The organism is Streptomyces sp. NPDC048636, from assembly GCF_040650655.1.
Lineage (GTDB): Bacteria > Actinomycetota > Actinomycetes > Streptomycetales > Streptomycetaceae > Streptomyces.
Genome location: NZ_JBEZHR010000005.1, coordinates 532,821 through 558,916, shown reverse-complemented (window position 1 = coordinate 558,916; position 26,096 = coordinate 532,821). Strand labels below are relative to the sequence as shown.

Here is a 26,096-nt window from a genome sequence, read left to right as displayed (position 1 = left end):
TGCATGGGTGCTCTCATACGACGAGTTGACTTCACCGGAGCGTGAACTGTGGGATGCGTTCCCCGAGGGACGCCGCGTGGACCTGCGCACGGGTGTGCCCGAGGACGACCGTGTCTTCGAGGGTGGGCAATGGGGCCCCGAGCGGACGGTCCGGGCTGCCGTGATCGTGGCGCTCATCCAGGGCGCGAACACCGGGCAGCCGGGCGCCGTCGCGCGCCTGAGGCTCGCCGGGGCGCGTATATCCGGGCACCTTAACCTGGCTGGCGCGCAGATCGCTCACGCCCTCTCGCTCGAGGACTGCTGGTTCGAGGAGGGCGTGGACCTCTCCGGAGCGTCGACCCAGTCCATTGCGATCGTGGGCAGCCGAGTGCCGGGCGTGGAAGCCGGCTTGATCCGTATCGAGGGACGCCTCGACCTGCGGCGCTCTCGCCTGGAAAGCGGCTCTGGCTCGCCCTTCCACCGCAGGGTCACCGCCTTGTCGCTCATCAACGCCCACGTGAGCGGCGCCGTGAACCTCAGCGGCGCCGAGATCACCGCACCCGAGGAATGGGCAGTGTCCGCTGGCGGACTGGTCGCGGAGGGCGGCGTCTACTGCAATGGATTCGTCGCGCACGGTGAAGTCCGTCTCATGGGGGCACAGCTGCCCGGCGGACTGCACATGCGGGGCGCACGGCTGGAGCGCCCCGGCCAGCGTGGGGTGGCGCTCGCCCTGGACAACGTCGTGGCGTCGACGCTCGACTTCTCCGGCGGGTTCACCGCTCACGGGACCGTACGGCTGCGGGGTGCCCGGGTCTCGGACAACCTGACCTTTGAAGGAGCCGTCCTCAACGGGCCGCCCGACGGCGACGGCCCGGCCCTGGTCGGCCTGCTGATGCAGGCCGTCGACTTCGACTTCACCCTCGCCCGGCCCCCGTCCGGCACCGTGCACCTGCGGGGCGCGCAGGTGTCCTACCTCCACGACAGCGAGCTCAGCTGGCCGGACGTGGTGGAGCTGGACGGCTTCGTCTACGGCTCCATCAAGATGGACGAAGCAGGCGGGCGGCGGGAGGCAGTGGGGCAGCGGGACTCCGTGGCCCACCGCGTGGCGTGGATACGACGCAGCCCAGGCTACAGCCCGCAGCCCTATGAGCAGTTGGCGAGCTGGTACCGGAAGGCCGGCCACGACGGCGACGCCCGCCGCGTACTCCTGGCCAAACAGCGCCATCGGCGTCGAACTCTTCACCCGGCCGCGCGCGTGTGGGGGCACCTGCTCGACGCGACGGTCGGCTATGGCTACCGCCCCTGGCTGGCCGGCGTCTGGCTCCTCGCGCTGACCTTGCTGGGCACGCTGTCCTTCGGCACTCACACTCCCAACCCGGTCAAACAAGGCGAAGGCGCCCCGTTCCAGCCCCTCGTCTACACGCTCGACCTCTTGATCCCCATCGGTGGTCTGGGTCAGCGCACGGCCTGGTACTGGTCGAACGGCAGCCTCCAGTGGCTGGCCTACCTGCTGATCGCCTTTGGCTGGGTGCTGACGACCGCCGTCATCGCGGGTGTCACCCGCACCCTGCAGAAGAACTAACGGGCGACAGCTGAGTTCAGGCGTCACCAGCAGAGCAGTGCGCATCCGAGGGTGAGGAAGGCTTCGTGGATGTCGTCGCGTATCTCCCAGCGGATCCGCAGGCGGCGGACCAGCGCAGGTGGGCGAATGCGCGCTCCACGACCCGGCGGTGGGCGCCGAGTCCGGAGCCGTGCTCGGTGCCCCTGCGGGCGATCAGTGGCTTCACGCCGAGGGCGCGGACCAGGCTGCGATGCTTGTCGTGGTCGTAGCCGCGGTCCCCGAGCACGATGTCGGGGCGGCGCCGTGGCCGGCCACGCTTGCCCCGCACCGGCGGTACCGCCTCAAGCTCAAATCCTGCCGCTGTTGGATGCGGTCCCGCCAGTTCGGGGCTTGCGAGGACGGCCGCGGAGGAAGCCTCGGCGCCTGTACGCCGACCGGGGCTACGACTTCGACAAGTACCGCCGGCTTCTTTGAAAGCGGGGCATCAAGCCGATGATCGCCCGACGCAGCGTCGCCCACGGCTCCGGGCTTGGCAAGGTCCGCTGGGTGGTCGAGCGTGCGTTCGCCTGGCTCCACCAGTTCACACGACTCCGTCATCCGCTACGAACGACGGACCGACATCCACCAGGGCCTGCTCGAACCGGCCTGCAGTCTCATCTGTCTCAGCGCCTGTTTTCAGCGACTTACGCGTAACGCTCGAACAGAGCTTGGAGGTACTCCTCGAGTCTGCTGCTCAGAAGAGCGGGGTCTAGATCCGCCCGGCCGAGCTCGCGCCAGGGGACGGCGACCTTCTCTGCGTTCGGGGCGAACGCCAGGGCATCGATGATCCGCCAGTACAGGTGCGCCGCACCCTGCTCGGCGAGACGTCCGCCCGCGGCGAGGTACCGGTCCGCGAAGGTCATCCCCAGGGAGACCCCATGGAGCAGGGACAGAGCCGACGAGCAGTGGGCCACATCGAGGTCGGCCGGTCCCCATGAGGTCTCCACCCAGTCGACCACACCGCTGATGCGGAGGTCGTCCCCCTCGCCCTCGAAGAGGACGTTGCCCGGATGGAAGTCCCGGTGCAGGAAACAAGGTCGCAGAGCGGGCGGATCGTGCCGGATGACGTCGACGGCACGCTGCCAGAGCTCGGGCCGCGCCGTGTGCTGCGGGAGCGTCACCCGCTCCGGCGACGTCCATGCCTGCCAGGTCCGCGGTCGCGCGTCAGGGGAGACCTCGACCTGATGGATGCGCACCAACTGCTCGGCCAAGAGATCGGCCCGGCGCTCAGCGTCTCGGTCGTCCAAGCGGACGTCGCCAGGCAACAACGACATCAGCAGGGACGGGTGGTCGCAGTGCGTCGCGGTCGCGTCCACGTCCAGGAGTGTGGCCGCAGGCACGTCCGTCGCCCCGAGCACACGCAGGATCGCGGCTTCGCGGGACAACAGACCGTCCGCGTGCTGGACGTAGAAGGGCTTCACGAAAGACCGCAGCACCAGGTCTCGCCGGCCGCCCGGCCCCACGACGCGGAGCCTGCGCATCTCCGAGGTCCAACCACCGCGCAGACGCTCGGCAGCTTCTATCCGCTCCTCATCAGCGAGTCGCTTCTCCGCCCATGCCCTCGTGGCGCCCCAGCCTTGCACCCCAAGATCGCCATCAAGTCGCTCTTCGCCCCCACCTGTGATCACAAAGGAAGGCTACCGGCACTACGACGACACATCCTCCGAGTCTGGTGATCCACACGCATGAGGACCCGCACTCATGGAGAAACGAGCATTAAGTAAGAGTGAAGGCATCAGTCGCGTGATCAAGCTCGTCACCGGATGCCCACGGCTTCCGCAACCTCGCCAATCAGCGCCTGCGCACACGCGATCGGGCGCCGCTACGTTCTCTAAGCTTGTCATGCAACCCCATCAGGGAGTGACGTGGTCGCCCCAGCCGAACGTGGCGACGCAAACCCGTCGAAGGCGTCTCCGCCACGTCCGGTGGTCGGCGCCGATATCCGTGCTGGACCTGCCGCCGCGTGTCATACGAGTCCCCCGCCCAGAGCTCGCCCTTCTGCACCAGAGCAGACTACGAGGCTCTGCCAACGGTGTCAGTGCCGCTTGCGTGACGGGGTTTGGTGCCCTTCTCGTGGTGGGCGGGTGGGGTGTACGCCTGGGCGGCCGGTGAGCCGGTCCAAGCCCGCCTCGCAGAGCCCACCTGCGAGGTTGGTCAGTACAGGGGCCGCTCCGCCTCGGGCCGGATGCCGACGCAGCCGGCGGGTGACATCAGCGCCTGGTAGGACCGGAACGGCGGCTCTGCGTCACCGTGGAACGTGTACTCGGCCTCGAAACGTTGGTCAGCGACGTCGTGGGGCGAGGCGAGGAGCAGCGGGCCTCGGTCCGCCGGCGCTTGCAGGGCGAGTTGGCCATCGGCTGTCTGGATCCGGTAGGAGGAGTACCGGATCCAGGAGTCAGTGGGTTCGTAGGTGCCGTCGCCCCTCACGAGTTGGATGATGAACCGCTGAGAAGGCCCGTCGTGAGGTTCGGCCCGGACGATGCGGGCGTCGGGTCCGCTGCCGACCGCCTCCCACGCCATGCCGGTATGACGGACGAGGATACGGTGTCCGCCGTCGGCCCCGGCCTCCAGCGCGTGCCCCGCCCACGGTGTCCCCCACCCACCGAGCGGGATGTCTGCCACGAGCGGCGCTCCCGCCCCCGGCAAGCACGTCCTGGCGCGAGAACCGTCCTGCGGGTAGCCGATGGCTTCGGAGAGTACGGTCGCGTCCTCCAGGTGGAGGGTGGGGTTGAGTGCCTGGACCACCTCCTCGGTCAGCGGGCGGAGCGCCATGATGTGCCGTATGGCCCCGGCCTGCGGCACCCCTGCCCCCAGCCACGGGCCCTCATCTCCGGAGTCGTGCTGCGTGTGCATCTCGCCGAGGACGATCTGGTCCGGCGAAGGGCTGATCAGATCCGACAGCAGTTTGATCACCGAGCTCTCGTCGTCCTCGATGCACTGTTCCTCCCTGAGAGCGTCGTTCAGCACGAGGCGCTGGCCGTCGGCGTCATCGGACCCCTCCCGCCACAGAGCGAAGGTGAAGTGAGTCAGATCGCCCTCGCCGGTCCTTTCGCCGGGCCAGTGGATCCAGGGGCGGAGCGGGTTGCCCAGAAGAAAGCAGGGACGCAACGCTGCGGGGACCTGCTCCTGCACCAACGGCATCAGCTCGTTGCTCGGCATGAGCGACCCGTCGTCGACGTCCCAGTCGAGCACGAACACCCCGCCTGAGGGGTGGGCGGCCGTGCCGGGACAGAGAGGACCCACCGGTCAACGGGCCGCTGCGCAACGCCCTGTCTGCGACCAACCACAGGACCTCGCGCGTGGTGGTCTGCCCGGTGTGCTGAGGACCGTCAACTTCGGCAGCAGGGTGGGTACGGGCCTCGCCGCGCTGCGTGAGGTCCAGCCGACCGGCCCACTGCTGTGCACGGAATTCTGGATCGGATGGTTCGACCGCTGGGGAGGCGTCCACGTCGTCAGGGACGCCGAGCCCGCGGCGGAGGCGCTGGACGAACTACTGGCGGCCGGCGCGTCGGTGAACTTCTACATGCTGCACGGGGGCACCAGTTTCGGCTTCAGCAACGGCGCCAACGACAAGCACACCTACCACCCCATCGTCACCTCCTACGACTACGACGCGCCACTCGACGAGGCGGGTGATCCGACCGGGAAGTTCCACGCCTTCCGGGACGTCATCTCCCGCTACGTCCCGGTTCCGGACACACCGGTGCCCCCACCGTCGAAGAAGATCTGCCACTTGGGCATCGAGCTCGGCGCAGCGGGACCGCTGTTCGACCATCTCGACACCCTGGGAACGGCGGTCGCCGCGGAGCGTCCGCACACCATGGAAGAACTCGGTCAGGACTTCGGTTTCGTCCTCTACGAGACCGCTCTCACCGAGTCCGGAACCGTTCTCCTGGAGGTCGAAGCGGTCCGCGATCGCGCTCAGGTCTTCCTGGACAACCAGCCGGTGGGCGTCCTGGAACGCGAACGGCACGAACACGCCCTCGGGTTCCACGTCCCCCGGCCGGGAGCGGTCCTCCGGATCCTGTTGGAGAACCAGGGCAGGGTCAACTACGGTCCCGCCAGCCACGACCGCAAGGGACTGATCGGGCGGGTGACGCTCAACGGCACCCGGCTGACCGGCTGGACGAGCCGACCACTGCCCCTCACTTTCCTGGACGCCCTCACCTTCGCCGTCCGCACTGCTCCGTTCACCGGTCCCACCTTCCGGCGCGGCACGAGGACATCGAGGAGCCCGCCGACACCTTCCTCGACACCACACGGTGGACCAAGGGCATCGTCTGGAGCAACGGCTTCGCCCTGGGCCGATACTGGTCCCGGGGGCCCCAGCGCTCCCTGTACGTCCCCAGCCCCGTCCTGCGGACCGGCCGCAATGAGATCGTCCTCCTCGAACTGCACGCCGTCCCGAGTCCGACCGCGGCTGCCGCGCCGCGGACCAGGAGACAGGCAGCCAGCCCCGCACTACCAGTGGGCTGGCTGCCGGTGTCCCCGGGCTCAGCCGGTGACGACGCCACTCTCCTCGATGACGACCTTCTTGGCGGGCGCGCCGGAGCGGCTGCCGAGAGCCTCGACGGCCTTGACGACGTCCTCGCCTTCGACGACCTCGCCGAATACCACGTGCTTGCCGTCCAGCCACGGCGTCACCACGGTGGTGACGAAGAACTGCGAGCCGTTGGAGTCCGGGCCGGAGTTGGCCATGCTGAGCAGGAATGGCCTGTCGTGCTTGAGCTGGAAGTTCTCATCCGCGAACTTCGCACCGTAGATGCTCTTGCCGCCGGTGCCGTTGCCGTTGGTGAAGTCACCGCCCTGCAACATGAACTCGGGGATGACGCGGTGGAAGGGTGCGCCCTGGTAGCCGAACCCATTCTGACCGGTGGCCAGCTCACGGAAGTTACGTGCCGTCTTGGGCACCACGTCGTCGAATAGACGGAAGACGATGCGGCCGAGGTCCTCACCGTTGGCCGAGATCTTGAAGTATACGTTGTCGCTCATACCCCAGATTCTCCACAACGGATCAAGCAGAGCCGCAACAGCCCCTCCGTACCAGTCGACGGTGGTTCCGGCCGTCCGAGCGGTGCGCCCCTCACGCGCCCGTAACGGGACGCGAGCGGGGGCGGGCCCGGGACACGAAGTGCGGGCCCCGGGCGGGGCGGGCGGGGCCGCCCCGCCCGTCGGCTCACCACGTGGCGGTCACCGCTCGATCGGCTCTATGGAGATGATCCTCTCCGCATCGCGGGAGCCGAGCACCACCAGTTTGGTCTCGGTGCCATCACCCCAGGTCAGAGTAGTGACAGCGGAGTAGTTGTTGCCGTTTCCGTTGTCGGTGACGGTGACGGTCCACTTCACCGGCACGTTCTGCGAGCGCAGCACCCCATCAGCGTTGTGACGCCGCTCCCAGTCCATCAGCGTCTTGTCCAGCCCCGTGGACAGGTAGTGCCTGCGGAGCACGGTCGACGGCGCGCCACTGCCCTCGTCGTTCCTCGCGTCCTTCCTTGCGTCGATGTAGGCGCCGAAGAAATCGCTCACCCTGGTCAGCGGAGAGGTGGGGCTGCCGGACACCTTCTCCGGGAACGCCTGCTTCGTATTGCCCTGGGCAGCCTTGGTCTTGGCTTCGGCGGCCTGCGCCGCCACCGGCTGCCGGTTTGCAGCGGTCATCAGCTTGACGCGGGTCATCCTCTTGCTCATCCCCATGCCTTCCCGCCCCTGCCGTGCGGTCCCATGGACCGTCCCGCCTGAGGTGAAGCCCACAGTTGCGTGAGGCTGCCGGACCGACTCCGGCAGCGCTTGCTCTCAATGGGTTCACGCCCGGCGGCCCAGGAACATTACCGATCATTTTCACTGTTCCCGGGGACAGCTTCCGGGGACTCGCGTGTGCTGACGGGGCGCCCGTGCCGCCCACGACGAGGCGCGCCACGGCGTCTCCCGCCGGAGCACCGCCACATCCCAGTCGATCTCACCCGCCGCGTCGGCCACGCCCTGTGCCTGTCGCAGAGGACGCTCCCAGGTGCCCATCCGCCTACCACGGCCGGTGGCATTCGTAGACCGTCTTCCACGCCCGCACCGCTCCGACAGGTCACGCTGTGAAACGTCGCTCCGTGCCCGTCATCGGCGCGCGTACCCGGGCTCGCGTCGTGGGCGTGCATTCGGGCAGGGCGAGAGCCGAACGGGCCGGTCGTCCCTCCGTGGGGGGCATGGCGCTGAGATTGCGCAGCATGGCGTTGCGCTGCTCCAAGGCCCGAGCGGTGGTCGGGAAGAGTGTGGCATCGCCCTCGCCGACCTGCTCCTGGTTCACGGTCACGAACTGACGGGTGTGGTGTTCGTAGGCGGCGAAGCCCTCGGTGTGGTCCCGGTCGGCCAGGGATCCGGCGAGCATGTAGGCGCCGACGAGTGCGAGGCTGGTGCCTTGTCCGGTGAGGAAGGAGGGGGCGTATGCGGCGTCGCCCACGAGTGCGGTCCTGCAGCTGGACCAGCGGGGCATGCGGATCTGGCTCACCACGTCGAAGCACAGGTCGCCCGCGTCGCTCATGGCGGCAAGCATGCCCGGGACTTCCCATCCCGCGTCAGCGAAGGCCGCGGCGACCAGCTCCTGTTGGGTGCCGTCGCCGGAGGGGACCAGGCTGCGTTGGCCACCTTCTACCACCGGCACGCGGGCTGGCTCTTCGCCCGGCTGTCGCGGCGCTGTGCCGACCCCGAGACCGTTCGGGAGGTCCTCCAGGACACCTTCCTCACCGTCCTGGCGGTCCGCCGCCTCCTACCGCGGCGCGGAATGCGGTGGCTGGCTGTGGGTGATCGCCGCCCGGCGGCTGGTGGACGCCCAGCGGGTCCAGGCGCGCGCCGAGCGGGTGGAGTACACCCCGCCGCCGGTCGCCCCCTCCGCCGAGGAACGGGTGCTGGACGGACTCGAGTTCGGGGACATGGGGGTCGCCCTCGACGCGGTCCGGTACGCCTCCGGGGCCGGGCGAGCGGCAGGAGAGTGGCACGTCGACGAGGCGATGAGTGTCCGCTACGCGGCGGGGGCCGTCAACGAGGCCGTGGCATGGTCGCTGGAGAAGCACACGGAAGTCTGCGGCAACTGCGCGACCGCCGTGTCGACCGCCGTGCGCTCGCGGGGGGCCCGCCTCCGTCGCATCCTCCAGGACCCCCTCCTGGTCCGGGCCGGACAGACCATGGTCCCCACCCCACGCGCCCAGTCCCTGCGCGACGAAGCCGCCGCAGTGGTACGCAGCCTCGGAGCACTGCTCAGCCCCGGCGCAGGCGTCGACCCCGCCGACCTGCGCAGCACCTTCACCCTCCAAGCCGCCGACTGGTCGGCGCGGCACTGGCCCCGGGCTGCTGCGACTGGCCCAGCGGGAAGCACCGGGCGTCTCGTTCCGGCTCCGGGCCGAAGAGTTGGAGGCCGGAACCGCCCTGCGCGACGGCCGGATCGACCTGGAGATCGGATCCATCGACCACGTGGACCCCGAGACCCAGACCGAAGAACTGGTCAACCTCCGCATGGAGGAAGCGCCGCGCCTCAGCCACATCACGGCCGACCGGGCCGCCCGCAGGCCGTCCAACGGACGGGCCGGTCACGTGGCTTCACGTGCCACGCGGCACTGTCAGAGTTTGCGCGCGACCCCGCCGTAGGCGGCGATGTCGCGCACCCCGGCCAGCTCAGGATCCGGTCGGCGCCAGTGCGTGATTTTCCCGAAACCCGGCTCGAGCAGCTCGAGCCCGTCGAAGACGGCGCGCAACTGGTCCTGCGTGCGCGGGATATACGGCACACCACCAGACTTGGCGTACTCCTCACACATCCGCACGTAGTACGGGCTATCGGTGGTGCCGTCCCAGTAGACCAGATGACTGCCCGGCGGTACCGCAGCCAGCACCGTGCTCGTGATGCGCAGCAGGTCGTCGTAGGTCTCGGCATGTCCGAGCACGCCCATGAACATCACGCCGACCGGCTGAGTGAGGTTGAGGATGGTTCTGACCTCCTCGAGGATGTGCTCGGGGTGGTTGAAGTCGGCCTCTACGTAGGTGGTGACACCCTCGTCGGTCGTGCTGGTCAGCAGGGCTCGCGCGTGAGTCAGCACCAGGGGGTCGTTGTCGACGTAGACGACGCGAGCATCGGGGACGATGTCCTGAGCCGCCTCGTGGGTGTTTCGCATGGTGGGCAGACCCGTGCCGATGTCGAGGAACTGCCGGATGCCGACCTCGCCGGCCAGGTGATCGACGGCGCGGATCAGGAATTTGCGGCTCTCGGTCGCCATCTCTCCGATGTCGGGGTCGATCTCCAGGGAGGCGTCGCCGACCTGACGATCGATTTCGTAATTGTCCTTACCGCCCATCCAGTAGTTCCAGATCCGCGCGGAGTGCGGGATGTCGGTGCGGATCTCGTCAGCCACGGCGGTGGTCCTCCAACGTTGTCGATCACGGACACCCATCATCCAACTACCCTGCGCGCACAGCCCGCAACAGCCGGACACAGGCCTGAGCATCCAAACCTGGCCAGCGTCACGACAGGTCGACCACCGCCCACTGGGCGACATCCTGGCGAATGCGATCTCCGAGACGACCCACCCCTCCCTTCACCGCGTGGCCGGACCTCTCGCACCAGCGTCTTTCGAGGAGCGGTTCGAATTCGGGGTGGCTACGATCCTTGCCGGGGGGGGAGGGGGAGGTTGGCAGCGGTCCGCACCGAGGCACTGAGCCCGTAGTGGCCGCGGCCGGCGTGCGCGAGCACCTCGGCTGCCGTCGGGAGCCCGTCCACAACCGAACGGGTGTCGATCCGGTCCCGCTCCGCGCAGCCCAGCCGCACAGCGGCCATCGCGCCATGGTCGTTGTGGCCGCGATACGGCCGGAAGAAGCGTCCTTCGAACTCGCTGCCCGGCTGGAGGACTGCGCAGCGTGTCCGTGGTCCAAGAAACCGGCGCCGCGACCACATGTGGGGCCTGCACGCCCCCCGCCGGGTCCAGGAACTGCGCAAGGGCGTACGCACCGCCATCCAGGAACTCAGCCGCTCCGCGGACGACCGCTCCCCCAGCGTCAGCGCCCTCACCCAGCACACCGGTATGAGCGAGGAAGACGTTCTGCTCGGCACCGCGCGCACTCGCGGTCAGCAGACGTCTCATCGAGGGGGAGCCCCAGCTCACGGCGGCGCGCGATGACGTCGGCGACCAAGGTGGTCTTCAGCGCCCCATCGATCGCGGCCTGAGCGAGCCGGTCGCCGGAAGTTCGGTGTCGAGAATAGCCTGGGCCCGGGCAGAGCCCGGCGGACGTGACCGCGTCATCGTGGTCAGTGCAGCGCCTTGGCCAGACGGCGCAGCCCTTCGGCGATCTCGTCCGGGGTGTGGGTCACGAAGGACAGCCGCATCGTCGCCGGATCCGGATCCGCGGCGAAGAACGGAGCGCCGGGGACGAACGCCACATCGTGCTCCACCGCCACCCGCAGCCGCTCCGTCGCGTCGTACCCCTTGGGCAGTGACACCCATACGAACATCCCACCCTCCGGCCGGTTCCAGCGCGACCCCTCGGGCAGCGCGCCGGGCAGCTCCTCGAGCAGCGCGTCCCGGCGTTCCCGGTAGGCGATCCGCACCCGCGACAGATGGGCGTCCAGATCCGCGTCGGTCAGATAGCGCGCCGCCGCGAGCTGGTTGACCGTCGGGCAGTGCAGATCCGCGGCCTGCTTGACGATCACACAGGCGCGGAGCAGTGCCGCCGGGGCGCGCAGCCAGCCGAGCCGAAGCCCCGGAGCCATGATCTTGGAGTAGCTGCCCAGCAGCACGGTGCGGTCGGCGGCGCGCGGACCGGCCGCGATCCACGGCACCGGCTCACCGGCGAACCGCAGCTCCCCGTACGGGTCGTCCTCCACGATCCACAGACCGTGGCGCTCGGCCACCGCCGTCACCGCCTCCCGGCGGCCGGCGGGCAGCGTGCGTCCAGTGGGGTTCTGGAAGGTGGGGACGGTGTAGAGCAGCTTCGGCCGCTCACGCCGGACGAGTTCGGCGAGCGCGTCGGGGTTCAGTCCCTCGTCGTCGCCGGGCACCGGCACCACCCGCGCCCCGGCGAAGGCGAAGCACTGGAGCGCCGCGAGATAGGTGGGGCTCTCCACCAGCACTGTGTCGCCCGGCTCCAGCAGTGCGGTGGCCAGCAGGGTCAGCGCCTGTTGTGAACCACTGGTGATGAGCAGGTCGTCCGCCCCGGTGGGCAGTCCGCGGGCGGTCAGCCGGGCGGCGGTCGCGGTGCGCAGCTTGGGATCACCCTCGGTGGTCGAGTACTGGAGGGCCGTGCCCGGTGTCTCGGCCAGCACCCGCCCGAAGGCGGCGGCGATGCCCTCGCTGTCGAACAGCTCGGCCGCGGGCATCCCGCCCGCGAAGGAGATCACCTCGGGGCGGGCGGTGAGCGCGAGGATGTCGCGTACCGGCGACCCGGCCACGGACGCGGCACGGGCGGCAAGTGCGGGGACATCGGCGCGCATGGGGCTCTCCTGGCTCCTCGGCTCGGGACGGTGCGCGCAGCCTACGGCGGAACGGTCGCCGACGACCGAACTGTCCGCATTGCGGTCGTACCCCCCTCCCCCGGGGCCCCTCCACAACTGATGTCATTCAGCTGAACCTGGAGAGGACGGCCTCGGGGAACATCTGCAGCCGTTGGCGCCCCGGAACTCCGCGGGCCTCGCGGCCCGCGCCGGTGTCCTGACCCGGCCCCAGAGTCTCTTGGTGCAGCAGATCGTTGACGTCGGCAGGACGGCCGGTGCGGGTCAGGGCCGGTGTCTCTGCATGAGCCGCACGTCGGCCAGGCAACGCGCCACGGTCGATGCCCCGGGCCGCTCGTCTAGATGATCAAGCCCGATGTGTTCGATCGCGTGCGGCGGCCGCCTGAAGGGCGGGCGTGCCGGGAACTCGAACTAGAGCGCGGGAACCTCCGGCACAGGCCCCGCGTTTCTCCCGCATACTGGCTATGTGGGGCGCCGCGCTTCCGGCGCTGGCCTTTCTCCTGATTCGTCTGCGGCGCGGCGGAGTTGATGATGCGGCGATTCAAGCGGCGCAGCGTCCTCCGCTGCGGCCGTGGTCCTGCGCACCGCCCCTTGACAGGATCCGCGTTCAACGAATTCGACCTGCTCTTCAACGGCAACAAATCGATCGAGATCGAGCAGCAGCAACATGAGGCGAACCGCCGCGACGACCGAGACGACGGTGCCCCGCCGCACACGCGTATCGACCTGGCCAGTGGCACGGCTCGCATCGTCCTCCCGCCCGACCGCGAGGCCGATCACCGGCCGAGCGGGGGTGTGCAGCAGCCCTGAGGAGCCCCCCATGGCAAGCTCCGGTGCCCCGGCAGCGGTGAGACCAAGTGGACGGCCCCTCGGGCGGGTCTCGGGAGGGCGCACATGCGACGGCCGTCAAGCCGCGTGACCGACCACATGTCTGCCTACCGGTCCGGAGACGTGTCGAGTGCTGCCGCTCCGCGCGCCCGGTCCGGTCACACCCCCGGGCCCGTCGCGGTCGTGTGCCTGGCGCGCCCGCCGCTGCTGGTGGCCCGCGCTGCCTGCGGCCTGCGGACCGGGCCGGCCACCCCGGACGGCTGGAAGGTATGAGCCCGGGCCCGGACGGGGCAGGCACCCGGCTGCCCGGTCAGGCACCGCATGTGATGAGCTGCCTCCTATGGGGGAATCGGCATCCGGTCGGCCACGGTCCGATGGCCGCGGCAGCGCGTCCCCCTCCACACACCGCACACTGGGATCGCACCCACGGACGCAAGGGACTCAGTCAGTGACATCGGGCCGCACCACCCCCTACAACAAATACGGCGCGCAGCTGCTGGCCCTCCTGCTCGACGGGGCTGCCCCCGGAGACGCCGGGCGGCTGCGCCACCGGCTGGAGGAGGCCGAGCCCCGCTACCTCACCTGGGTGGAGCTGACCGACCAGGCCCGCGCACACGCCCTCCGCGATCCCGATACGCAGGTACGGCGCGCCATGGTCCGCACGAACGCGCTCACGGCGGACGACCTGGCCGTCCTGCTGGAGCGGCCCGATCCCGTCGTCGACCAGGGCGTGTACGAGCACACCGCGGCCCTGCCCTGGATGCGCCGCCGGATCCTCGCACCCGGGCGCTACCCCGGCTCCACCGCCCTGACACCCCTGTTGGACCGGATCCGCGCCACCACTCAGGACCCGCCCGGCCTCGACCACTTCATCGCCGCAGCCGTGGTCAGCGACGTGCCCGAGGTGGCCGAGCACGCCCTGCGCACCTGCGGCACGGTGCTGACCACCGCCGAGCAACTGCGCAGTGTGCAGAGCCTGCTACCGCATCCCGAGCGGCTGCGCGCCCTCCTCGATGCCGCAACCACACTCCTGCACCCGGAAGTCGGCGAGATCGCCCGCGCCGCGCTCACCGGCACTGACGGCGCCTCCCGCCTGCGCGCCGCCGTCACAGCCGCCGAAGGAACGGAAGGTCTGATAGCCGGTCTGCGGGCCGGCGAGGCCGAGCCGGGCTGGCGCCACACACCGGACTGGCACGCCCTGGCAGCGGCCCATGACACCGATCCACTGCCGGACGCCGCCGTACGGATCCTGGCCGCCCGCTCCGACTGCCCCGAGCCGCTGCTGGCCGACTTCTACCGCACTCACCCCGCCACCGTCGCCGACATCGCCCGGCCCAGCACCGCCGTACTGTGCGCCGCCGCCCGCACCCCCGGCCACCCCGAACTCCTCCGGCTCGCCGCCGCCCTGGGCCCGGCCGACCAGGACACCTGCGCGGCCGTCCTCGACGCCGTCGCCCCCGCCCGCACCGCGGCCGCCGCCCTCGCCGAATGCGGCAGCGGCGCCGCGGCGGCGCCGCTGCGCGTCCTGCTCCACCGCCACCTGGGCGCCGACCCCCGCCGCTGGGCCTGCCTGCGCGCCACCCTGTCCCGCTACAAGGGCACCCTCGCCGGTCTTCTGGCCGACATCGCCGACGGTACGGTTCCCGAGCCCGTGCCCACCGCCAAGGTGCCCGCCCTCACCAAGGCGTACCGCGCCCTGCTGTACGCCGCCGAGCCCGACGACCTGCGCGATCTCCTTCCCCATCTGCCCGACGAGCTGCTGGCCGCCCTTCTCAGCAAGGGCGCACTGCCCGCGCACGCCCTCGGCACCGCGCTCGCGGCGGCCGATCCGCGCGCACGCGCCGCCATCGGGCGCAATGTGGCGCTCGGCGCGCGGGAGTTGCGTCGGCTGACCGAGTGCGACGAGCCCGCGGTCAACGGCGCCGTGTACCGCAACCAGAAGGCGACCCTGACGCTGCGGCGCGCGATCGCCTCCGGCATCCCGCGCACCCCGGGCCGTACCGAGCCGCTCCCGCTCGACGCCGGGCTGCGCGCCGAACTCCTCGCCAGCGAGGACAAGTTCCTGTGCAGCCCGCTTGTGACCAGCGGGGACCCCGAACTCGTCGCGCACGCCTGGCGGTTGTTCCCCACCGACGAGATGCACCGTTTCGCCGTGGTCCGCGTGTGGGAGCGCGGCGGCCCCGATGCGGTGCGCACGCTGATCGCCCTGCTTCCCAAGGGCGCCTGGCACCGACAGCTGATCGAGGACGCCCGAGCCGCGCTCGACCAACCCGACGGCATGGAAAACTTCCGCGCGGACATGGAGCCGTACGAGGACCCCGACCGACTGCCCTGGGAATTTGCGTACTCCGGCGGCCGCAACGCCACCCGCCGGCTGATGCGCACCATCATTCACGAGCCGTACACCTACGACTTCCCGCGCCTGATCGCCGCTCACCACGAGCACACCTTCGAGCCCGAGCCGATCGCCGAACTCCTGCGTCACGAGGACGTCGACGAGGAGGTCCGAGTGGCCCTCACAGCGTCCCGGCCGTACGGGGTTGCGGGCGCGGAGGCCCTACGGGACGGAGTCTTCGATCCGCTGGTCTATCTGCGGACCGAGAGTTGGCCCCGCCACAGCCACTGGTTCGACGACGCGGTGCGGCGGGGCACCCTCTCCGCGGAACGGCTCATCGACACCGCCCATCCCGCGCCCGCGGTCCTGGCAAGCCTCTTCAAAGACGGGGACCCGACCGTGCGCGCCGCGGCCCAACGGCACGTCAGGGAGCTGGTGCGGGAGCATCTGGCCGGTCATCCCGAGGGATGGGTCATCGCGCTCCACCTCGTCGAGAGTTTCACCGGCACCCTCGCCGAACTGCTCACCGCCGCCGCGCAGGCGGCCGGCCCCCGGCCGGACGCCGAAGCGCTCGCCCGCCTCGACGCGAGCCGGCAGCACGCCGCGGCCGAGGCGGCGGCCCACGAGCCTGCGCCCGCACCCCCCGAGAAGAAGCTCCACATCGTCGAACGCGGGCGCCTTAACGAGGCCCTGGACACCAGCGCCGCGGTGGCCGCGATCGACCTGCTGCGCAGCCTCGTCCCCGGCGCCCCGTTGCCCACGGACCCCGACGTCCTGGAGAAGCTAGCCGACACCAGTTCCTTCCACATCCCCGGGCACGCACACCCCGACTGGCTCGACGAGGCGTGTCGTACCCATGGCACCGCGCAGGCCGTGCGGGTGCTCGCCTCCCGGCGGGGTCCTGCTCACGCGGGCTTCACGGGGCCCACATGGGAGGTCATCAAGGAGCTGGCCGCCTGCCGCAACGGCCATATCGCCCCGAGCGAGATGGTCGCCCGGCAGCCCGCCGCGCGGCTGGACCCGCTGCCGGCCGCCTGGCGCGACCGCGGTGGTGCCGACCAGTTGCGTGCCGTGCGCCGTCTCATCGCCGACCGGCTCGGCGCCGACCCCGGCCGCTGGCTGCGCGCACTCGCCGCCATGGACACCGAGCGGGCCCAGCGGCCGTTCGGCGAGTTGCTCGACCACGCCGCCACCGACAACGGCCCCGAGGCGCCCACGGCCCTCACCCCGGCGGCAGCCGGGCTGCTGCTGCACGCGGACGCGGACGCGCTGGCGGCCATTCTGCCTCAGCTGGACTCCCGGGCGACGCTCACGCTGATCGAGAAAGCCTGCGCGCGCAACCACCTCACCGACGCGGTCCTCGACCATGTGTGCACGCATGACGATCGCGCGGCGTTGCTCGTCCTCGCCAAGGACCCGGATGCCGCCAGGCAGCACCCGGGGCTGTGGCGGCGGCTCCTGAGCGCCGACGACCCCGCCGTCAACGAGGTGCTCTACGGCCCGACCACCCACAGCTCCACGCCCGAGATCCGCCGGACCATCCTCTCCCGCCGTCCCCAGGGCCGCCCCGCCACCGGCCCGGACGACCTTCTCCCGCTCACCCCCGAACTGCGCGCCAGGCTGCTCGAGAAGTTCGTCTTTATCGGGCGGGACTACCTGCACCACTACCGCGTCCTGGCCGAGGCGGCCGACGCCGAACTCGTCGAGCACGCGATCGTGTCATGGGGCAAGTGGGTCCCGCTCATGGACCATCTCCTCGTCGCCCGCAACTCCCTGCGCCACGGCGGCCCGGACCATCTGCGCTCCCTGGTCGACCGCGACCTGCTGAGCACCGCCGCCGCCAAGGTCGCCACCAGAGCGCTGGCCTCGCCCGACCCCGACGCCGTCCTCACCGCCCGCCTCGACCTCGAACTGAGCACAGAGCGACTGGTCACCAAGTTGCGGGCATGCAAGGAGTACGAGGAGGGAAAGATCCTCGACCTGCCCTACCGCCGTGACTGGGACGTCCTGGTCCGTGCCCACGAAAAGGAACCGCTCCCGGAACGGGTGTGGAGCAAACTCGTCCGGCTCCCGGACGCCCCGCCGGAGGTGGCCGAAGGCGTCACGGGACGCTGGTCACCCGTCCCCGCCCGCGCCCTCGCCGAACGCAGCCACGAGCTGGCCCGCGCGGCCATCGCGGCCCCCGCCCTGCCGGGCGGTGGCCGCGAGAAGTTCGGTGCCACGCTGGATTCCCTCCTTGAAGCATCCCTGCTCACCGGCGCCGACCTCCTCCACCACGCAGAAGGCGCCAACCGCGTCCTGCACTATCTCCGCGAGGCCGCCCTCCGACACGAACTGCCCGCCGCGCTGGAAGACACCGTTCACGACGCCACCAAGGAACTCGCCGCCCTCGCCGACCGGCACCTGGGCGACAATCCCGCGGCCTGGCAGCGGCTCTACGCCGCGCTGACCCGCAAGGACCGCAACTGGCCGCGGCCCGGCGCGCCGGTCACCGTGGCAGCGCTCCTGGAGCACGCCGCCAAGGCGCCGCTGGTCTGACGTCCGGTCCGGGGGCGCAGCACTCACGCAACGGGCGCCGCGCCCCCGCACCACCGGCACAGCCGCCCCGCGCACGGAGCAGGTCCACAGGCACCGGTTCAGCCGTCCAGGGCCCGGCACTCGGCCGGGGTCCCCAGGCATCCCGCACCGCACGGGCCTTGCGGATCCTCAACGGGGGAACAGTTCGTCAGCGCTGCCGAGGGCGGCCTCGAGCAGGAGGGGGTTGCGGCGGGGCGATGGCCCGCCTCACACGTCGCGGCCTTGGCCGAGTGGCGGGTCACGCGGAGCGGGTCGGCGTGCCGGGATACCCGAAGAGGTGCCGTTCGCCACCACACCCCGCCCGGCCGGCCAAGTGATCGCACCTGGGAGCGGTTCAACGTTCGGCGCCTGACTCATCGAACAGGCCATCTCCTGGGGCGCATCGCCTGCCCTTACTCCCGGCAAAACGCGGTGCGGAGTCGTCGCCAGCAGATGAAGGCGCGGCCGGAGGGTGACGAACGTGTGGTGGATGTCGTCGCGGATCAGCGGATGCGCAGGCGGCGGAACCAGTGCAGCAGCACGATCGCTCCTGGGTGTAAGTCCCGCTGAGTCCCCTCGATGGGCAGGAGGCCGTGTTCACCTGCTCACCCCTGACGACGAGAACTTCGTCGTCCAGACGGCCATCACCCGCCCGACCGTCCCGGGCGGGCCTTCCCGCTGGTCAATCCGCAGGCTCGCCGAGCACCTGCGCCGGAGTCGCCCGTCCCGTGCGGATCGGCTGGGAGACCCTGTGCTGCATGCGGTCGCGGGCCCAAGCGGAGGAACACCGGTCCGGCCGGAGTTGCCCGCGGGTGCGCCCCAGCTGAAGCGGCCGTCAGCCGATGCCGGAGGCTTGCGCCTCGCCGGTCTCCCGGGCCCGGGTGACGATCTCCTGCAGGGCCGAGACGTGGCCTTCCAGAGCCGTGCGGCCGGCCGGTGCGAGGTTGATCCAGGTGCGGCCCCGCTTCCCGACGTAGCCACGTCGGACCTCCACGTAACCCCGGTCGTTCAGCTTGCCGACCTGTTTCGACAACGCCGAATCGGACAGGCCGACCGTGTCGCGGACGAAGGCGAACTCCGCCCACCGCGCCGTGCTCAGCAAAGCCAGGATCGACAGCCGCGTCGGGTCGACCAGGAGTGGATCGATGGACGTTGCAGCCACTACACCCCTCGCTTCGAGGTCAGCTTGAACAGCCACGCCCGGAACCGCGACTCGAGCGGAGCCAGAGCGATGGTCACCACCATCAGGAGCAACATTCCCATCGTGTGCCAGTAGGGAACATGGTCATCCAGGTACGCCGTGTGGGGCGCGACGCTGAAGTAGCCGATGGCCATCACAAGAGCGACCACGCAAAGCACTCCCAGGATGTACCCCGGCGGCCGGTTGCGGACCCCCGTCGTGTGGTACCCGAGCAGAGCAGCTCCGCGCGGAGTCCTGGAAACGAGCAAGTGGGCCCAGGACACAGCGGCCACCACCAGGACGGGGGCCGAACCGGGGTTGTCGAACACGTCGTAACACATGCCAAAGGCCAGGCCCGTCAGAGCGAACGCGATCTTCAACCTCAGTGGCTCCTGGCGCGCCGCCAACGCCGCACCCTGATGCTCCCGCGTGCCCCGCAAAGCCAGAGCCGCCTGCTCCGCACTCGGCTGATACGTCACATGAGCTCCCGCATTCCGTAGGAACAATCTCTTGCCTGGCAGGAAAGTTACTATCCATTTTCCTGCCAGGCAAGGACTTTCTTGGAAGGCCCATCTATGCCGGAGCCTCCGAGCGCCGACGTGGCAGGCAACTTCTGCTTGCGCGGCCACGTGGTGAAGTCGAGCAGTTCAGCGTGGTACGGCGCGCACCACACCACGATGCCCAGCATCAGCAGCCGGCCCCTGGTCGCTGTGCCGTCATCGCCGCGTCTCCTTCGCATCGGGCCCGCCCGGGACTGGGGTGGGGATCGACGCAGCGGCGTGCCGGAGGCCGACGGCTGCTACAAAGTCCCGCGCCGCGAGCCCATGCGGGCCTCCGGATCTTCATCTGGCAGGAGTTCACCCGTATGCCCAAGGACGAGGTACGGAAGACGATCCCCGCCTTGCCCCCCGTCTGGGCAAAGGCGGACACCGCGTTGATCGACGCGATCGGCAAACGGAGCGCCCACCGCCCTCGTCCACGACGTGCTCTACACCTTGGGTGAACGGTCAGGCCCTGGTGTACCTGCCGATCGCCCTGTGAGGGCGCCGGGAATAGCAGGTGCCCTCGCGGAGCTGATGATCACATGCCGTCAGGCACTGGCGGCCGAATCGACCTATGGCCCCGTCATCGGGGCATGACGCAGGGCCTGTTGGCCCGTGACCCACGGGGGATACCGTGAGTGAGACCCGCACTGTCGTCAACGAGTTCTACCGCCTGCTCGGCAGCGGCGAAATCGACCGGCTGGGCGAACTGTTCGCCGACAAGATCGACTGGGACATCTACGGTGCCGAGGAGGTCCCGTGGACCGGCCGGCGCACCACGCGCGAGCAGGCCATCGAGTTCTTCCGGGCGCTGCCCGGCCACCTCCAGCCCGAGGACTTCGCGGTCTCGCACATCCTCGTCGACGGCACCGATGCGGTCGCCCTGGGCGCCATGCGCCACATAGTCAAGGCCACGGGCAAGACGTTCGCCTCCCCCTTCGCCTTCCACTTCACGGTCGAGAACGGCAAGATCACGCGATATGTCACCTTCGAGGACAGCCTTGCCCTGGCGCAGGCGTTCGAGGCGGTCTGAGCCGACGCGGAGGCCAGGGGAAGCCGATGACGGCGAGCGGACCGTCATCGCTGCCCACCATTTGTTTCCGGCCGGATGCCCTTCGGCAGGTGGCCCGGGACACAACTGCTGCTCGGTGTGGCGTCATCGCGGTGACTGCTTCGTGTCGGGCACCGGGTGGGGCGGTGATCGAAGGAGCAGCGTGCCGGGCGCTTCTTGTCGCGGTCTGAGGGGGCGCGGACAGCATGGCACCGGGGACCAACCCCGGGGGCGCGCGGCCAGATGAGGTCTCCCGAAAGCGTGTACGGACCAGAACTCTGGTCCCCACCAGGGGGTTGATCCCATTGGCCATCGACCGGCTCCGAGTCCATCACCGCTCGCCGCGTGACCGTCGCTGTCCTGAGCGCCGGCGCTCTGACTGCGGCCCTCGCGGTACCGGCATCAGCGGCCCAGCACCATCCGCGTCGGCCGAACGTCGAATCAGCCGAGCCCAGTACGACTCCCCCGGCCGTGACGCCGACCGCATAAGACCCCGTATCGCGCGACGCCTGACGTGGAAGTCTGTGTCTGTGTGCTTCGAACGGACCCGCTTACTGGGACCGGCCACGATCGGACCGATCCTGGCCCTGCCAGCCTCCACGGTGCACCGCATCCTCACGCGCTACGGCCTGCACCGTCTGGCCCGGCTCGACCGGCCGACCGCAGAGCCCGTCCGCCGCTACGAGCGTCCCCTGTCCGACGGGTCGCATCACGAATGACCAGCTCAGACCCACGCTTGGAAGGTAGAACAAACTCGGCGTCGCCACGTTGTCAGTGGCATCGCGCACCATCGGATACGACAGGACCCGACAGGCCGGAGTAAGGGGCGGGCTGTGACCAAGAGGAGGACCCCCGTGCGCACAGTGCTGGACGACGAAGTGGACGTGTCCTACAGCCAGATCTACGTGAAGAGTGAGGAGTCGCCCGACTTCGGCGGCATGGACGACACGTTCGGCGGGCAGAGCAACGGACTGTGCGGCGCAGCCTGGCCCGGGACACTGTGGCTGGTCACCGGACTTCACTACGGCGGGGTCGGCGTCCGGGTCGAAGTCCATGACAAGCGCCCGGAGTTGGACGACAGGTGGGAGGAGATCGTCGAGGCGTCATACCGTCCCCTCGGGCGCGTATCGCTGGCGGAATGGGGTGGCGGGGACTCCTGGGAGCTGGGCCTGGAGGACGTGGACTACCGGGTCCGATACTCGGCTTCCGGGATGGACCTGGCCTTCGAGGAGCACACCCGGGAAGAGGATGCGCCCGTGATCGACCGCTACCTGCTGCAGTTCTGGCCCTGCCCACCGGAGCCGGACCAGGTGGTCAAGCAGACCGGCGGGACCGATGCCTACTTGCACGAGACGGTCACAAAACTGCCGCCCCCGAACCTGCCCGACCCGGTGGAGGAAACACGGTTGAAGGCCGAACGGGAGGAATGGAATCGGGAGGCGGAGCGAATACGGACCGAGGTCGTTCCCGAGGCCGTCCACTGGGGCGGGACACTACCCAGCCCGGCGCTGCAACAACTGTGCGGCGGCGCACGCGAGATGGCCATGGCGGAGCGGGAGCTGGCCGAGGTGCTCGCCGCCGAGAGCCCGCAGCGCCAGCGGGAGATCGCCGGCTGGGTGGCTCGCCGCGCCTACCAGGAAATCGGGCTCGCCGAACTGGAGTGGGTAGCACCCGCGTTGACCGACGTGGAACAGGGCCGGCCGCTTCCGCCGCCGTTCCACCTGGTGGCACTGGCCCGGCAGCGGCTACAGTCCGATCCCCGGGTGCCGCAGAGCGTCGCAGCCATGGCACGGGAGGGGGGCGACCAGAAATCGCCCATGAGTGACGCCGTGTCGACACTGTTCGCCGCAGCCCAGCCCGACCCGTTCCAGGCGGCACTGGCGGCCCTGCACATGAGCATCGAGGCGTTCGGCGCGGAGCGCAGATTCCTGCAGGACGAGGTCAAGGAACAGCTGGGCGTCGACTGAGTCGTGAGTAGGTGTCCTTCCATCTCCCCCGTGACGATGACGGGCCTCTTGCCGAGCACCACGTCACGGGAGTGGCACATGGACGGCACCCTCGACCTTGGTGAAGTCCCACACTTGGATGCCGTCGATGCGCAGCCCTTCGCCGATCGGGGGGCCGGTCCAGCGGATGCACGAGTTGTGCTTGATCTGCCGGACCGTCGAGGTGATCTCCAGGCTGGTGGCGGGAGTTGAGGAGTTGGGGGGTACGGCCGGGGTCGTCCACCGGAATACCGAACCCTTGCGCAAGGGGCCGTGGTCGACGCGTTCCACGGTCTCGACGGGGTCTGCCAGGACGGCCAGCGCTCCACGTAAGTCTGCGGCCACGATCTCATCGACCCATGCGGCCATCGTTTCTGAGGGCGTCGCGCAGGTCCTGCAACGCGGTTACCAGGGCCTGGCCAGTTTGGTTGACGGGCGTGAGGCGGTCGATGACGGCGCGGCTGCGTATGGTGCCCTCCGCGTTGATGCGCTCCATGATCTGAGCCAACGTCGACTTCAGGCGTGTCTGGTGTTGCAAGTGATGATGGTCGACCGCGTCGATCAGCAGCCGACCCTGGCCTTGGGTGACGCTCTCGAAGGCGCTACGGGCCTGCTTCACCTGTTCATCGATCATGTCCTTGCGCTCCTGGCGTGCCCTTTGGACCTTGGACTCACGATCCTTGAGGACATCCGTGACCTTGGCGACAGCGATGGCCGTCAGGACGGCGGCTCCGGCCGGCACCGCGATAGTGGCGAGGCTGAGGCTGGTCGTAAGCCACACGGCTCCCGCGGCGATGGGGCTGGCAACGCCGAGGGTGTTGGCCGCGGCCTGCACCACGCCGTAAGCCGTCAGGGGCTGGCGGCCGTCAGTCTGCATCGGGAAGTAGCTTGTGTCGAGTGGCTCAGGAGAGACCAGCTGAGAACCGGTGTCTACGCCGAGGTCCGCCCGGAGCAACTGCCTGGCGCTTGCATCGAACGCCTGCAATTCGCGTTCCCACAGGGTTGCCGGGCCCGCAGGTGAAGTCATCCACTGGCTGAACAGCTGGACTTGGAGCACGTCGACCTCGTTGGCGTGCTCAGCGCTCAGGTTGCCACTGTCGATCAATGGGTCAAGTTGCTGGTGCAGTTCATCGGCCAAGCCGTTGAACGGCCCCCGTGCTGCGCGGATCCTGCGTTGCAGTTCGCGCCCGAGTTCGGTCCGGATGCGATCCAGGGAGCGCTCCGCGCCCGCTATGCGACCGCGAAGGCTGTCTTGTTGTACCTCCAGGTCCTCCACGGCCAGCTGGTGGGTATCGAGCATGTCGGCGAGCTGGCGCTGGCGGCGCCGTACGAGCCAGCGTGCTTCGTCGGCGACTTGGCGGAGGTGCGCATGCCCTGCGCCGGACTCCATCAGGCTCTGGAGGTGGTCGCGCAGCGTCTCCATGCCACTGAGCCGCCCCAGGGCGCTTCCGTCGTCGCCCTGTGCGTTCCTGAAGTCCGCCTCGGCTTCCCAGGCGGCCGAGACCGGCAGGAAACCCTCCCCGATGAAGTGACCACCTGGGGCGCCAAAGTGCGTGCGTAGGTAGTCGTTGTTCGTGGTCAGTACGCTCTTCCAGGCAGCCTGTCCCTGCTCGCGCTGGGTTGCCAGGTCGATCCCGGTGAGGACCCACAACACCCTTTTGTTTGCGTTGCTCTGCATGTGGTGGGCGTACAGGTCCCGGATGAGCTGGAGCTCATTTGAGGTAAGGGCCGAGGTCGCGTGACTGACATAGATGAAGCAGTCGGCCTTTGCCCACGCTTCTCGCATGATGAGTTCGTGCTCCGCGATCGGCGACTCCGAGCCGGGCAGGTCGAAGAGCTTGACCGGCAGGCGAGCGTCGGCGATGAGTACCTCGATCGATTCGACACGGCGGTTGATGTGCTCGCGGCGGCGGTTGGTGACGTCGCCGTCCGCCGCTCCGTACGCGGCCACCACGGCGGGCGGCAGATCCGAACCGATGTCCTCCACCCCGCCACCTGCGAACCTCACGCGCAGTAGTGCCCGGCCCGAGTCGTTGTCGGAGGGATCGTCTCCCACTGGGATGACCGTGCATGGACATGCTGTGGTCGGGCGCGCCGATGACGGAAGGACGCCAAGGAATTCTGCCGATGGCATACCGTCCTCGTCGGTGATGGGGACGTACTCCAGGCCGCCCTGCAGACCGCTGATCAGGAAGCTCTTCCCAGACGACTGCCGTCCGAGCAGGGCCACGTTGAGCATGGATGACAGGGCGCGCGTGCGCAGGTCTTCCAGCCGCTCGGCATCTCCGGCCAGGCCGGCTATATCGGGAAGGAGGTCGCGCACTCCCTCTTCGTCACACAACCATCGCCCGCAGCGGCTCAGCAGGTGTTTCAGTTCGTCCCGGGCTTCCTCCACTGGCATCATGCCGTACTTCTATCGCAAGACGCCGCCGTGCACCTGTCGAACGAGTCAACGCCGCGCAACCTAATGGGTGTTGCGATGGGACGGCTCCGACCATCACGGCTGCCTCGACCGGCAGCGAGCGAATGGCATAGGGCCGGTCGTCGCCTGCTGCCCGGCTGGCGCGGCGACGACCGGGCCAGCTACAGCCGGGCGGTTGAGCGGAGTTTCGCCGAGCCGTATGACGTCAGGTGCCATATCTGCGCTCCGCCAGTAGAACAGCGTCTCCGCAATGCGGTGACCCGGGACGACTTCGAAGTGGCAGGCCCCGAAGAATGAGCCCCGGCAACCCCATACCACCGCCCTTGGCCGGGGACGCGCGGTGCGGTTGCCCCTGCCCGGACATCTCACCGGTCTGGTGGGGACAGGTGAGCCGGGTTTTGCAACTATTCGCCGACGTCTCTCGATTCGGCGCTCTCGCACAGCCGGCGGTCAGTGCGTCGTGAATCATCGACCATGCTGCTGCGACTGGCCTGCTCGGGCGTGACGCATACGTTCGCACGGTGCACCCCCGGGCGACCGGGCATTTCTGGCGGCGCTACTGCACCGGCTCCCCATGGGCGTGCTCCGAACAATGCGGCTGCTGGTTCGTCCGGCCACGGTGCTGCGCTGGCACCGCGACCTTTCTCGCACACCGCCATACTGTCGCCTTCCGGCCCAAGCGCTCGGGACGGCCTGGGACCGTCCATTCCGTGCGGGCCCTGGGGTTGCGCCTGTCGCGGGAGAACCCCGGCTGGGGATATCGCCGCCTGCACGGCGAACTGCTCGTCCTGGGCGTGGAGGTGGCCGCACCCACCGTCTGGGGGATCTTACAAGAGGCCGGATAGCCACTTCCCTGGAAGAAGTAGGTAAAATGAGGATGAGTCACTCTATTTCTGGTTGAGTAAGGTGATTTTCCTGCTTTTTGCAGAGGGATTGCCCTTCCAGCGGCATGCATCTCGTGGCGCCGGGAAGACGCCCCGGCGGGCACGGGTGCCGTTGTCTGCCGTCTCAGCACCGGAGGTTTCGTTATTTCTGCACATCCTGTACAGAAATTCGGACACAATCCAGTCGACGTCCGGGACACCGATCACTACACAGAGGAGTACGTACCCAGTTTCGTCGAAAAGTGGGACTCGCTCATCGA

Annotated in this window: 15 protein-coding genes and 12 pseudogenes; 12 read left to right on the top strand and 15 right to left on the bottom strand. The window is 69.4% G+C overall.

Going from position 1 to position 26,096, the window contains the following annotated elements; translation table 11 throughout:
• Nucleotides 1-7 precede the first annotated feature (7 nt).
• A complete protein-coding gene (locus AB0C66_RS17935) occupies nt 8-1,561 on the top strand; it encodes an oxidoreductase (RefSeq protein ID WP_362438743.1) in 1,554 nt (517 codons plus the stop codon).
• A 23-nt stretch (nt 1,562-1,584) separates the two neighbouring features.
• Here the strand turns inward: AB0C66_RS17935 and AB0C66_RS17930 are convergent.
• A pseudogene (locus tag AB0C66_RS17930) lies at nt 1,585-1,883 on the bottom strand (transposase); the annotation flags it as partial.
• A 5-nt stretch (nt 1,884-1,888) separates the two neighbouring features.
• Here AB0C66_RS17930 and AB0C66_RS17925 point away from each other — a divergent pair.
• Nucleotides 1,889-2,201 (top strand): annotated as a pseudogene (locus AB0C66_RS17925) (transposase); the annotation flags it as partial.
• Nucleotides 2,202-2,223: 22 nt separating this feature from the next.
• Here AB0C66_RS17925 and AB0C66_RS17920 read toward each other — a convergent pair.
• Nucleotides 2,224-3,162, bottom strand: coding sequence for an aminoglycoside phosphotransferase family protein (locus AB0C66_RS17920; RefSeq protein ID WP_362438845.1), 939 nt, complete (start codon nt 3,160-3,162; stop codon nt 2,224-2,226).
• A 571-nt stretch (nt 3,163-3,733) separates the two neighbouring features.
• The gene (locus tag AB0C66_RS17915) at nt 3,734-4,777 is read right to left on the bottom strand and encodes a hypothetical protein (RefSeq protein ID WP_362438740.1); all 1,044 of its coding nucleotides are present in this window, start codon (nt 4,775-4,777) and stop codon (nt 3,734-3,736) included.
• On the opposite strand from AB0C66_RS17915, the pseudogene AB0C66_RS17910 reads away from it, so the two are divergent.
• Nucleotides 4,737-5,660 (top strand): annotated as a pseudogene (locus AB0C66_RS17910) (beta-galactosidase); the annotation flags it as partial. The gene AB0C66_RS17915 and the pseudogene AB0C66_RS17910 sit on opposite strands and share 41 nt — an antisense overlap.
• Nucleotides 5,661-5,701: 41 nt before the next feature.
• Nucleotides 5,702-5,893 (top strand): annotated as a pseudogene (locus tag AB0C66_RS17905) (hypothetical protein); the annotation flags it as partial.
• A gap of 180 nt (nt 5,894-6,073) precedes the next feature.
• Here the strand turns inward: AB0C66_RS17905 and AB0C66_RS17900 are convergent.
• From AB0C66_RS17900 to AB0C66_RS17885, 4 genes and pseudogenes are all read right to left on the bottom strand, one after another.
• On the bottom strand, nt 6,074-6,571 hold the full coding sequence (locus tag AB0C66_RS17900) for a peptidylprolyl isomerase (protein ID WP_362438737.1): 498 nt from the start codon (nt 6,569-6,571) through the stop codon (nt 6,074-6,076).
• Between the two features lie 198 nt (nt 6,572-6,769).
• Nucleotides 6,770-7,252, bottom strand: a complete 483-nt coding sequence (locus tag AB0C66_RS17895) for a hypothetical protein (RefSeq protein WP_362438734.1) — start codon at nt 7,250-7,252, stop codon at nt 6,770-6,772.
• Between the two features lie 264 nt (nt 7,253-7,516).
• A pseudogene (locus AB0C66_RS17890) lies at nt 7,517-7,634 on the bottom strand (IS5/IS1182 family transposase); the annotation flags it as partial.
• Nucleotides 7,635-7,652: 18 nt separating this feature from the next.
• A pseudogene (locus tag AB0C66_RS17885) lies at nt 7,653-8,171 on the bottom strand (FAD-dependent oxidoreductase); the annotation flags it as partial.
• On the opposite strand from AB0C66_RS17885, the pseudogene AB0C66_RS17880 reads away from it, so the two are divergent.
• Together AB0C66_RS17880 and AB0C66_RS17875 are read left to right on the top strand one after the other, a co-directional pair.
• Nucleotides 8,166-8,508: pseudogene (locus AB0C66_RS17880) on the top strand (RNA polymerase sigma factor); the annotation flags it as partial. The pseudogenes AB0C66_RS17885 and AB0C66_RS17880 overlap by 6 nt on opposite strands.
• Nucleotides 8,509-8,571: 63 nt before the next feature.
• A pseudogene (locus AB0C66_RS17875) lies at nt 8,572-9,076 on the top strand (hypothetical protein); the annotation flags it as partial.
• A 101-nt stretch (nt 9,077-9,177) separates the two neighbouring features.
• On the opposite strand, the gene AB0C66_RS17870 reads toward AB0C66_RS17875, so the two are convergent.
• The 3 genes and pseudogenes from AB0C66_RS17870 to AB0C66_RS17860 all read right to left on the bottom strand — a co-directional run bounded on the left by AB0C66_RS17870 (nt 9,178) and on the right by AB0C66_RS17860 (nt 12,035).
• Entirely contained in the window at nt 9,178-9,963 is a 786-nt protein-coding gene (locus AB0C66_RS17870; protein WP_362438731.1) for an SAM-dependent methyltransferase, read from the bottom strand.
• Nucleotides 9,964-10,298: 335 nt separating this feature from the next.
• Nucleotides 10,299-10,421: pseudogene (locus AB0C66_RS17865) on the bottom strand (GNAT family N-acetyltransferase); the annotation flags it as partial.
• A 432-nt stretch (nt 10,422-10,853) separates the two neighbouring features.
• Complete coding sequence (locus tag AB0C66_RS17860) at nt 10,854-12,035, bottom strand: PLP-dependent aminotransferase family protein (protein ID WP_362438728.1); 1,182 nt, start codon at nt 12,033-12,035, stop codon at nt 10,854-10,856.
• Between the two features lie 609 nt (nt 12,036-12,644).
• Here AB0C66_RS17860 and AB0C66_RS17855 point away from each other — a divergent pair.
• Nucleotides 12,645-12,863 (top strand): DUF6191 domain-containing protein, encoded by a 219-nt coding sequence (locus AB0C66_RS17855; protein WP_362438725.1) that lies wholly within the window; start codon nt 12,645-12,647, stop codon nt 12,861-12,863.
• Between the two features lie 466 nt (nt 12,864-13,329).
• A complete protein-coding gene (locus tag AB0C66_RS17850; protein ID WP_362438723.1) occupies nt 13,330-17,754 on the top strand; it encodes a hypothetical protein in 4,425 nt (1,474 codons plus the stop codon).
• 853 nt (nt 17,755-18,607) lie between these two features.
• Here AB0C66_RS17850 and AB0C66_RS17845 read toward each other — a convergent pair.
• The 3 genes from AB0C66_RS17845 to AB0C66_RS17835 form a co-directional block, all read right to left on the bottom strand.
• The gene (locus AB0C66_RS17845; protein ID WP_362438720.1) at nt 18,608-18,934 is read right to left on the bottom strand and encodes a transcriptional regulator; all 327 of its coding nucleotides are present in this window, start codon (nt 18,932-18,934) and stop codon (nt 18,608-18,610) included.
• Entirely contained in the window at nt 18,934-19,332 is a 399-nt protein-coding gene (locus AB0C66_RS17840; protein ID WP_362438717.1) for a hypothetical protein, read from the bottom strand. The genes AB0C66_RS17845 and AB0C66_RS17840 overlap by 1 nt, the downstream gene beginning before the upstream one ends.
• Before the next feature lie 149 nt (nt 19,333-19,481).
• Entirely contained in the window at nt 19,482-19,640 is a 159-nt protein-coding gene (locus AB0C66_RS17835; protein WP_362438714.1) for a hypothetical protein, read from the bottom strand.
• A gap of 488 nt (nt 19,641-20,128) precedes the next feature.
• Between AB0C66_RS17835 and AB0C66_RS17830 the strand changes: the two genes are divergently transcribed.
• From AB0C66_RS17830 to AB0C66_RS17820, 3 genes and pseudogenes are all read left to right on the top strand, one after another.
• Nucleotides 20,129-20,527 (top strand): nuclear transport factor 2 family protein, encoded by a 399-nt coding sequence (locus AB0C66_RS17830; RefSeq protein ID WP_362438711.1) that lies wholly within the window; start codon nt 20,129-20,131, stop codon nt 20,525-20,527.
• Nucleotides 20,528-21,102: 575 nt separating this feature from the next.
• Nucleotides 21,103-21,234, top strand: a pseudogene (locus AB0C66_RS17825) (IS481 family transposase); the annotation flags it as partial.
• 165 nt (nt 21,235-21,399) lie between these two features.
• Nucleotides 21,400-22,512 (top strand): hypothetical protein, encoded by a 1,113-nt coding sequence (locus AB0C66_RS17820; RefSeq protein ID WP_362438708.1) that lies wholly within the window; start codon nt 21,400-21,402, stop codon nt 22,510-22,512.
• A gap of 75 nt (nt 22,513-22,587) precedes the next feature.
• Here AB0C66_RS17820 and AB0C66_RS17815 read toward each other — a convergent pair.
• Nucleotides 22,588-22,868: pseudogene (locus AB0C66_RS17815) on the bottom strand (polyketide cyclase /reductase); the annotation flags it as partial.
• A gap of 11 nt (nt 22,869-22,879) precedes the next feature.
• Nucleotides 22,880-24,934 (bottom strand): dynamin family protein, encoded by a 2,055-nt coding sequence (locus AB0C66_RS17810; protein ID WP_362438705.1) that lies wholly within the window; start codon nt 24,932-24,934, stop codon nt 22,880-22,882.
• A 492-nt stretch (nt 24,935-25,426) separates the two neighbouring features.
• Here AB0C66_RS17810 and AB0C66_RS17805 point away from each other — a divergent pair.
• Nucleotides 25,427-25,794, top strand: a pseudogene (locus tag AB0C66_RS17805) (integrase); the annotation flags it as partial.
• Nucleotides 25,795-26,096 lie beyond the last annotated feature (302 nt).

Bases quoted from the DNA above. Each gene is read 5' to 3' on its own strand.
- AB0C66_RS17900 (WP_362438737.1), bottom strand. From the start codon at position 6,571: ATGAGCGACAACGTATACTTCAAGATCTCGGCCAACGGTGAGGACCTC.
- AB0C66_RS17895 (WP_362438734.1), bottom strand. From the start codon at position 7,252: ATGACCCGCGTCAAGCTGATGACCGCTGCAAACCGGCAGCCGGTGGCG.
- AB0C66_RS17860 (WP_362438728.1), bottom strand. From the start codon at position 12,035: ATGCGCGCCGATGTCCCCGCACTTGCCGCCCGTGCCGCGTCCGTGGCC.
- AB0C66_RS17835 (WP_362438714.1), bottom strand. From the start codon at position 19,640: ATGCTGGGCATCGTGGTGTGGTGCGCGCCGTACCACGCTGAACTGCTC.
- AB0C66_RS17810 (WP_362438705.1), bottom strand. From the start codon at position 24,934: ATGATGCCAGTGGAGGAAGCCCGGGACGAACTGAAACACCTGCTGAGC.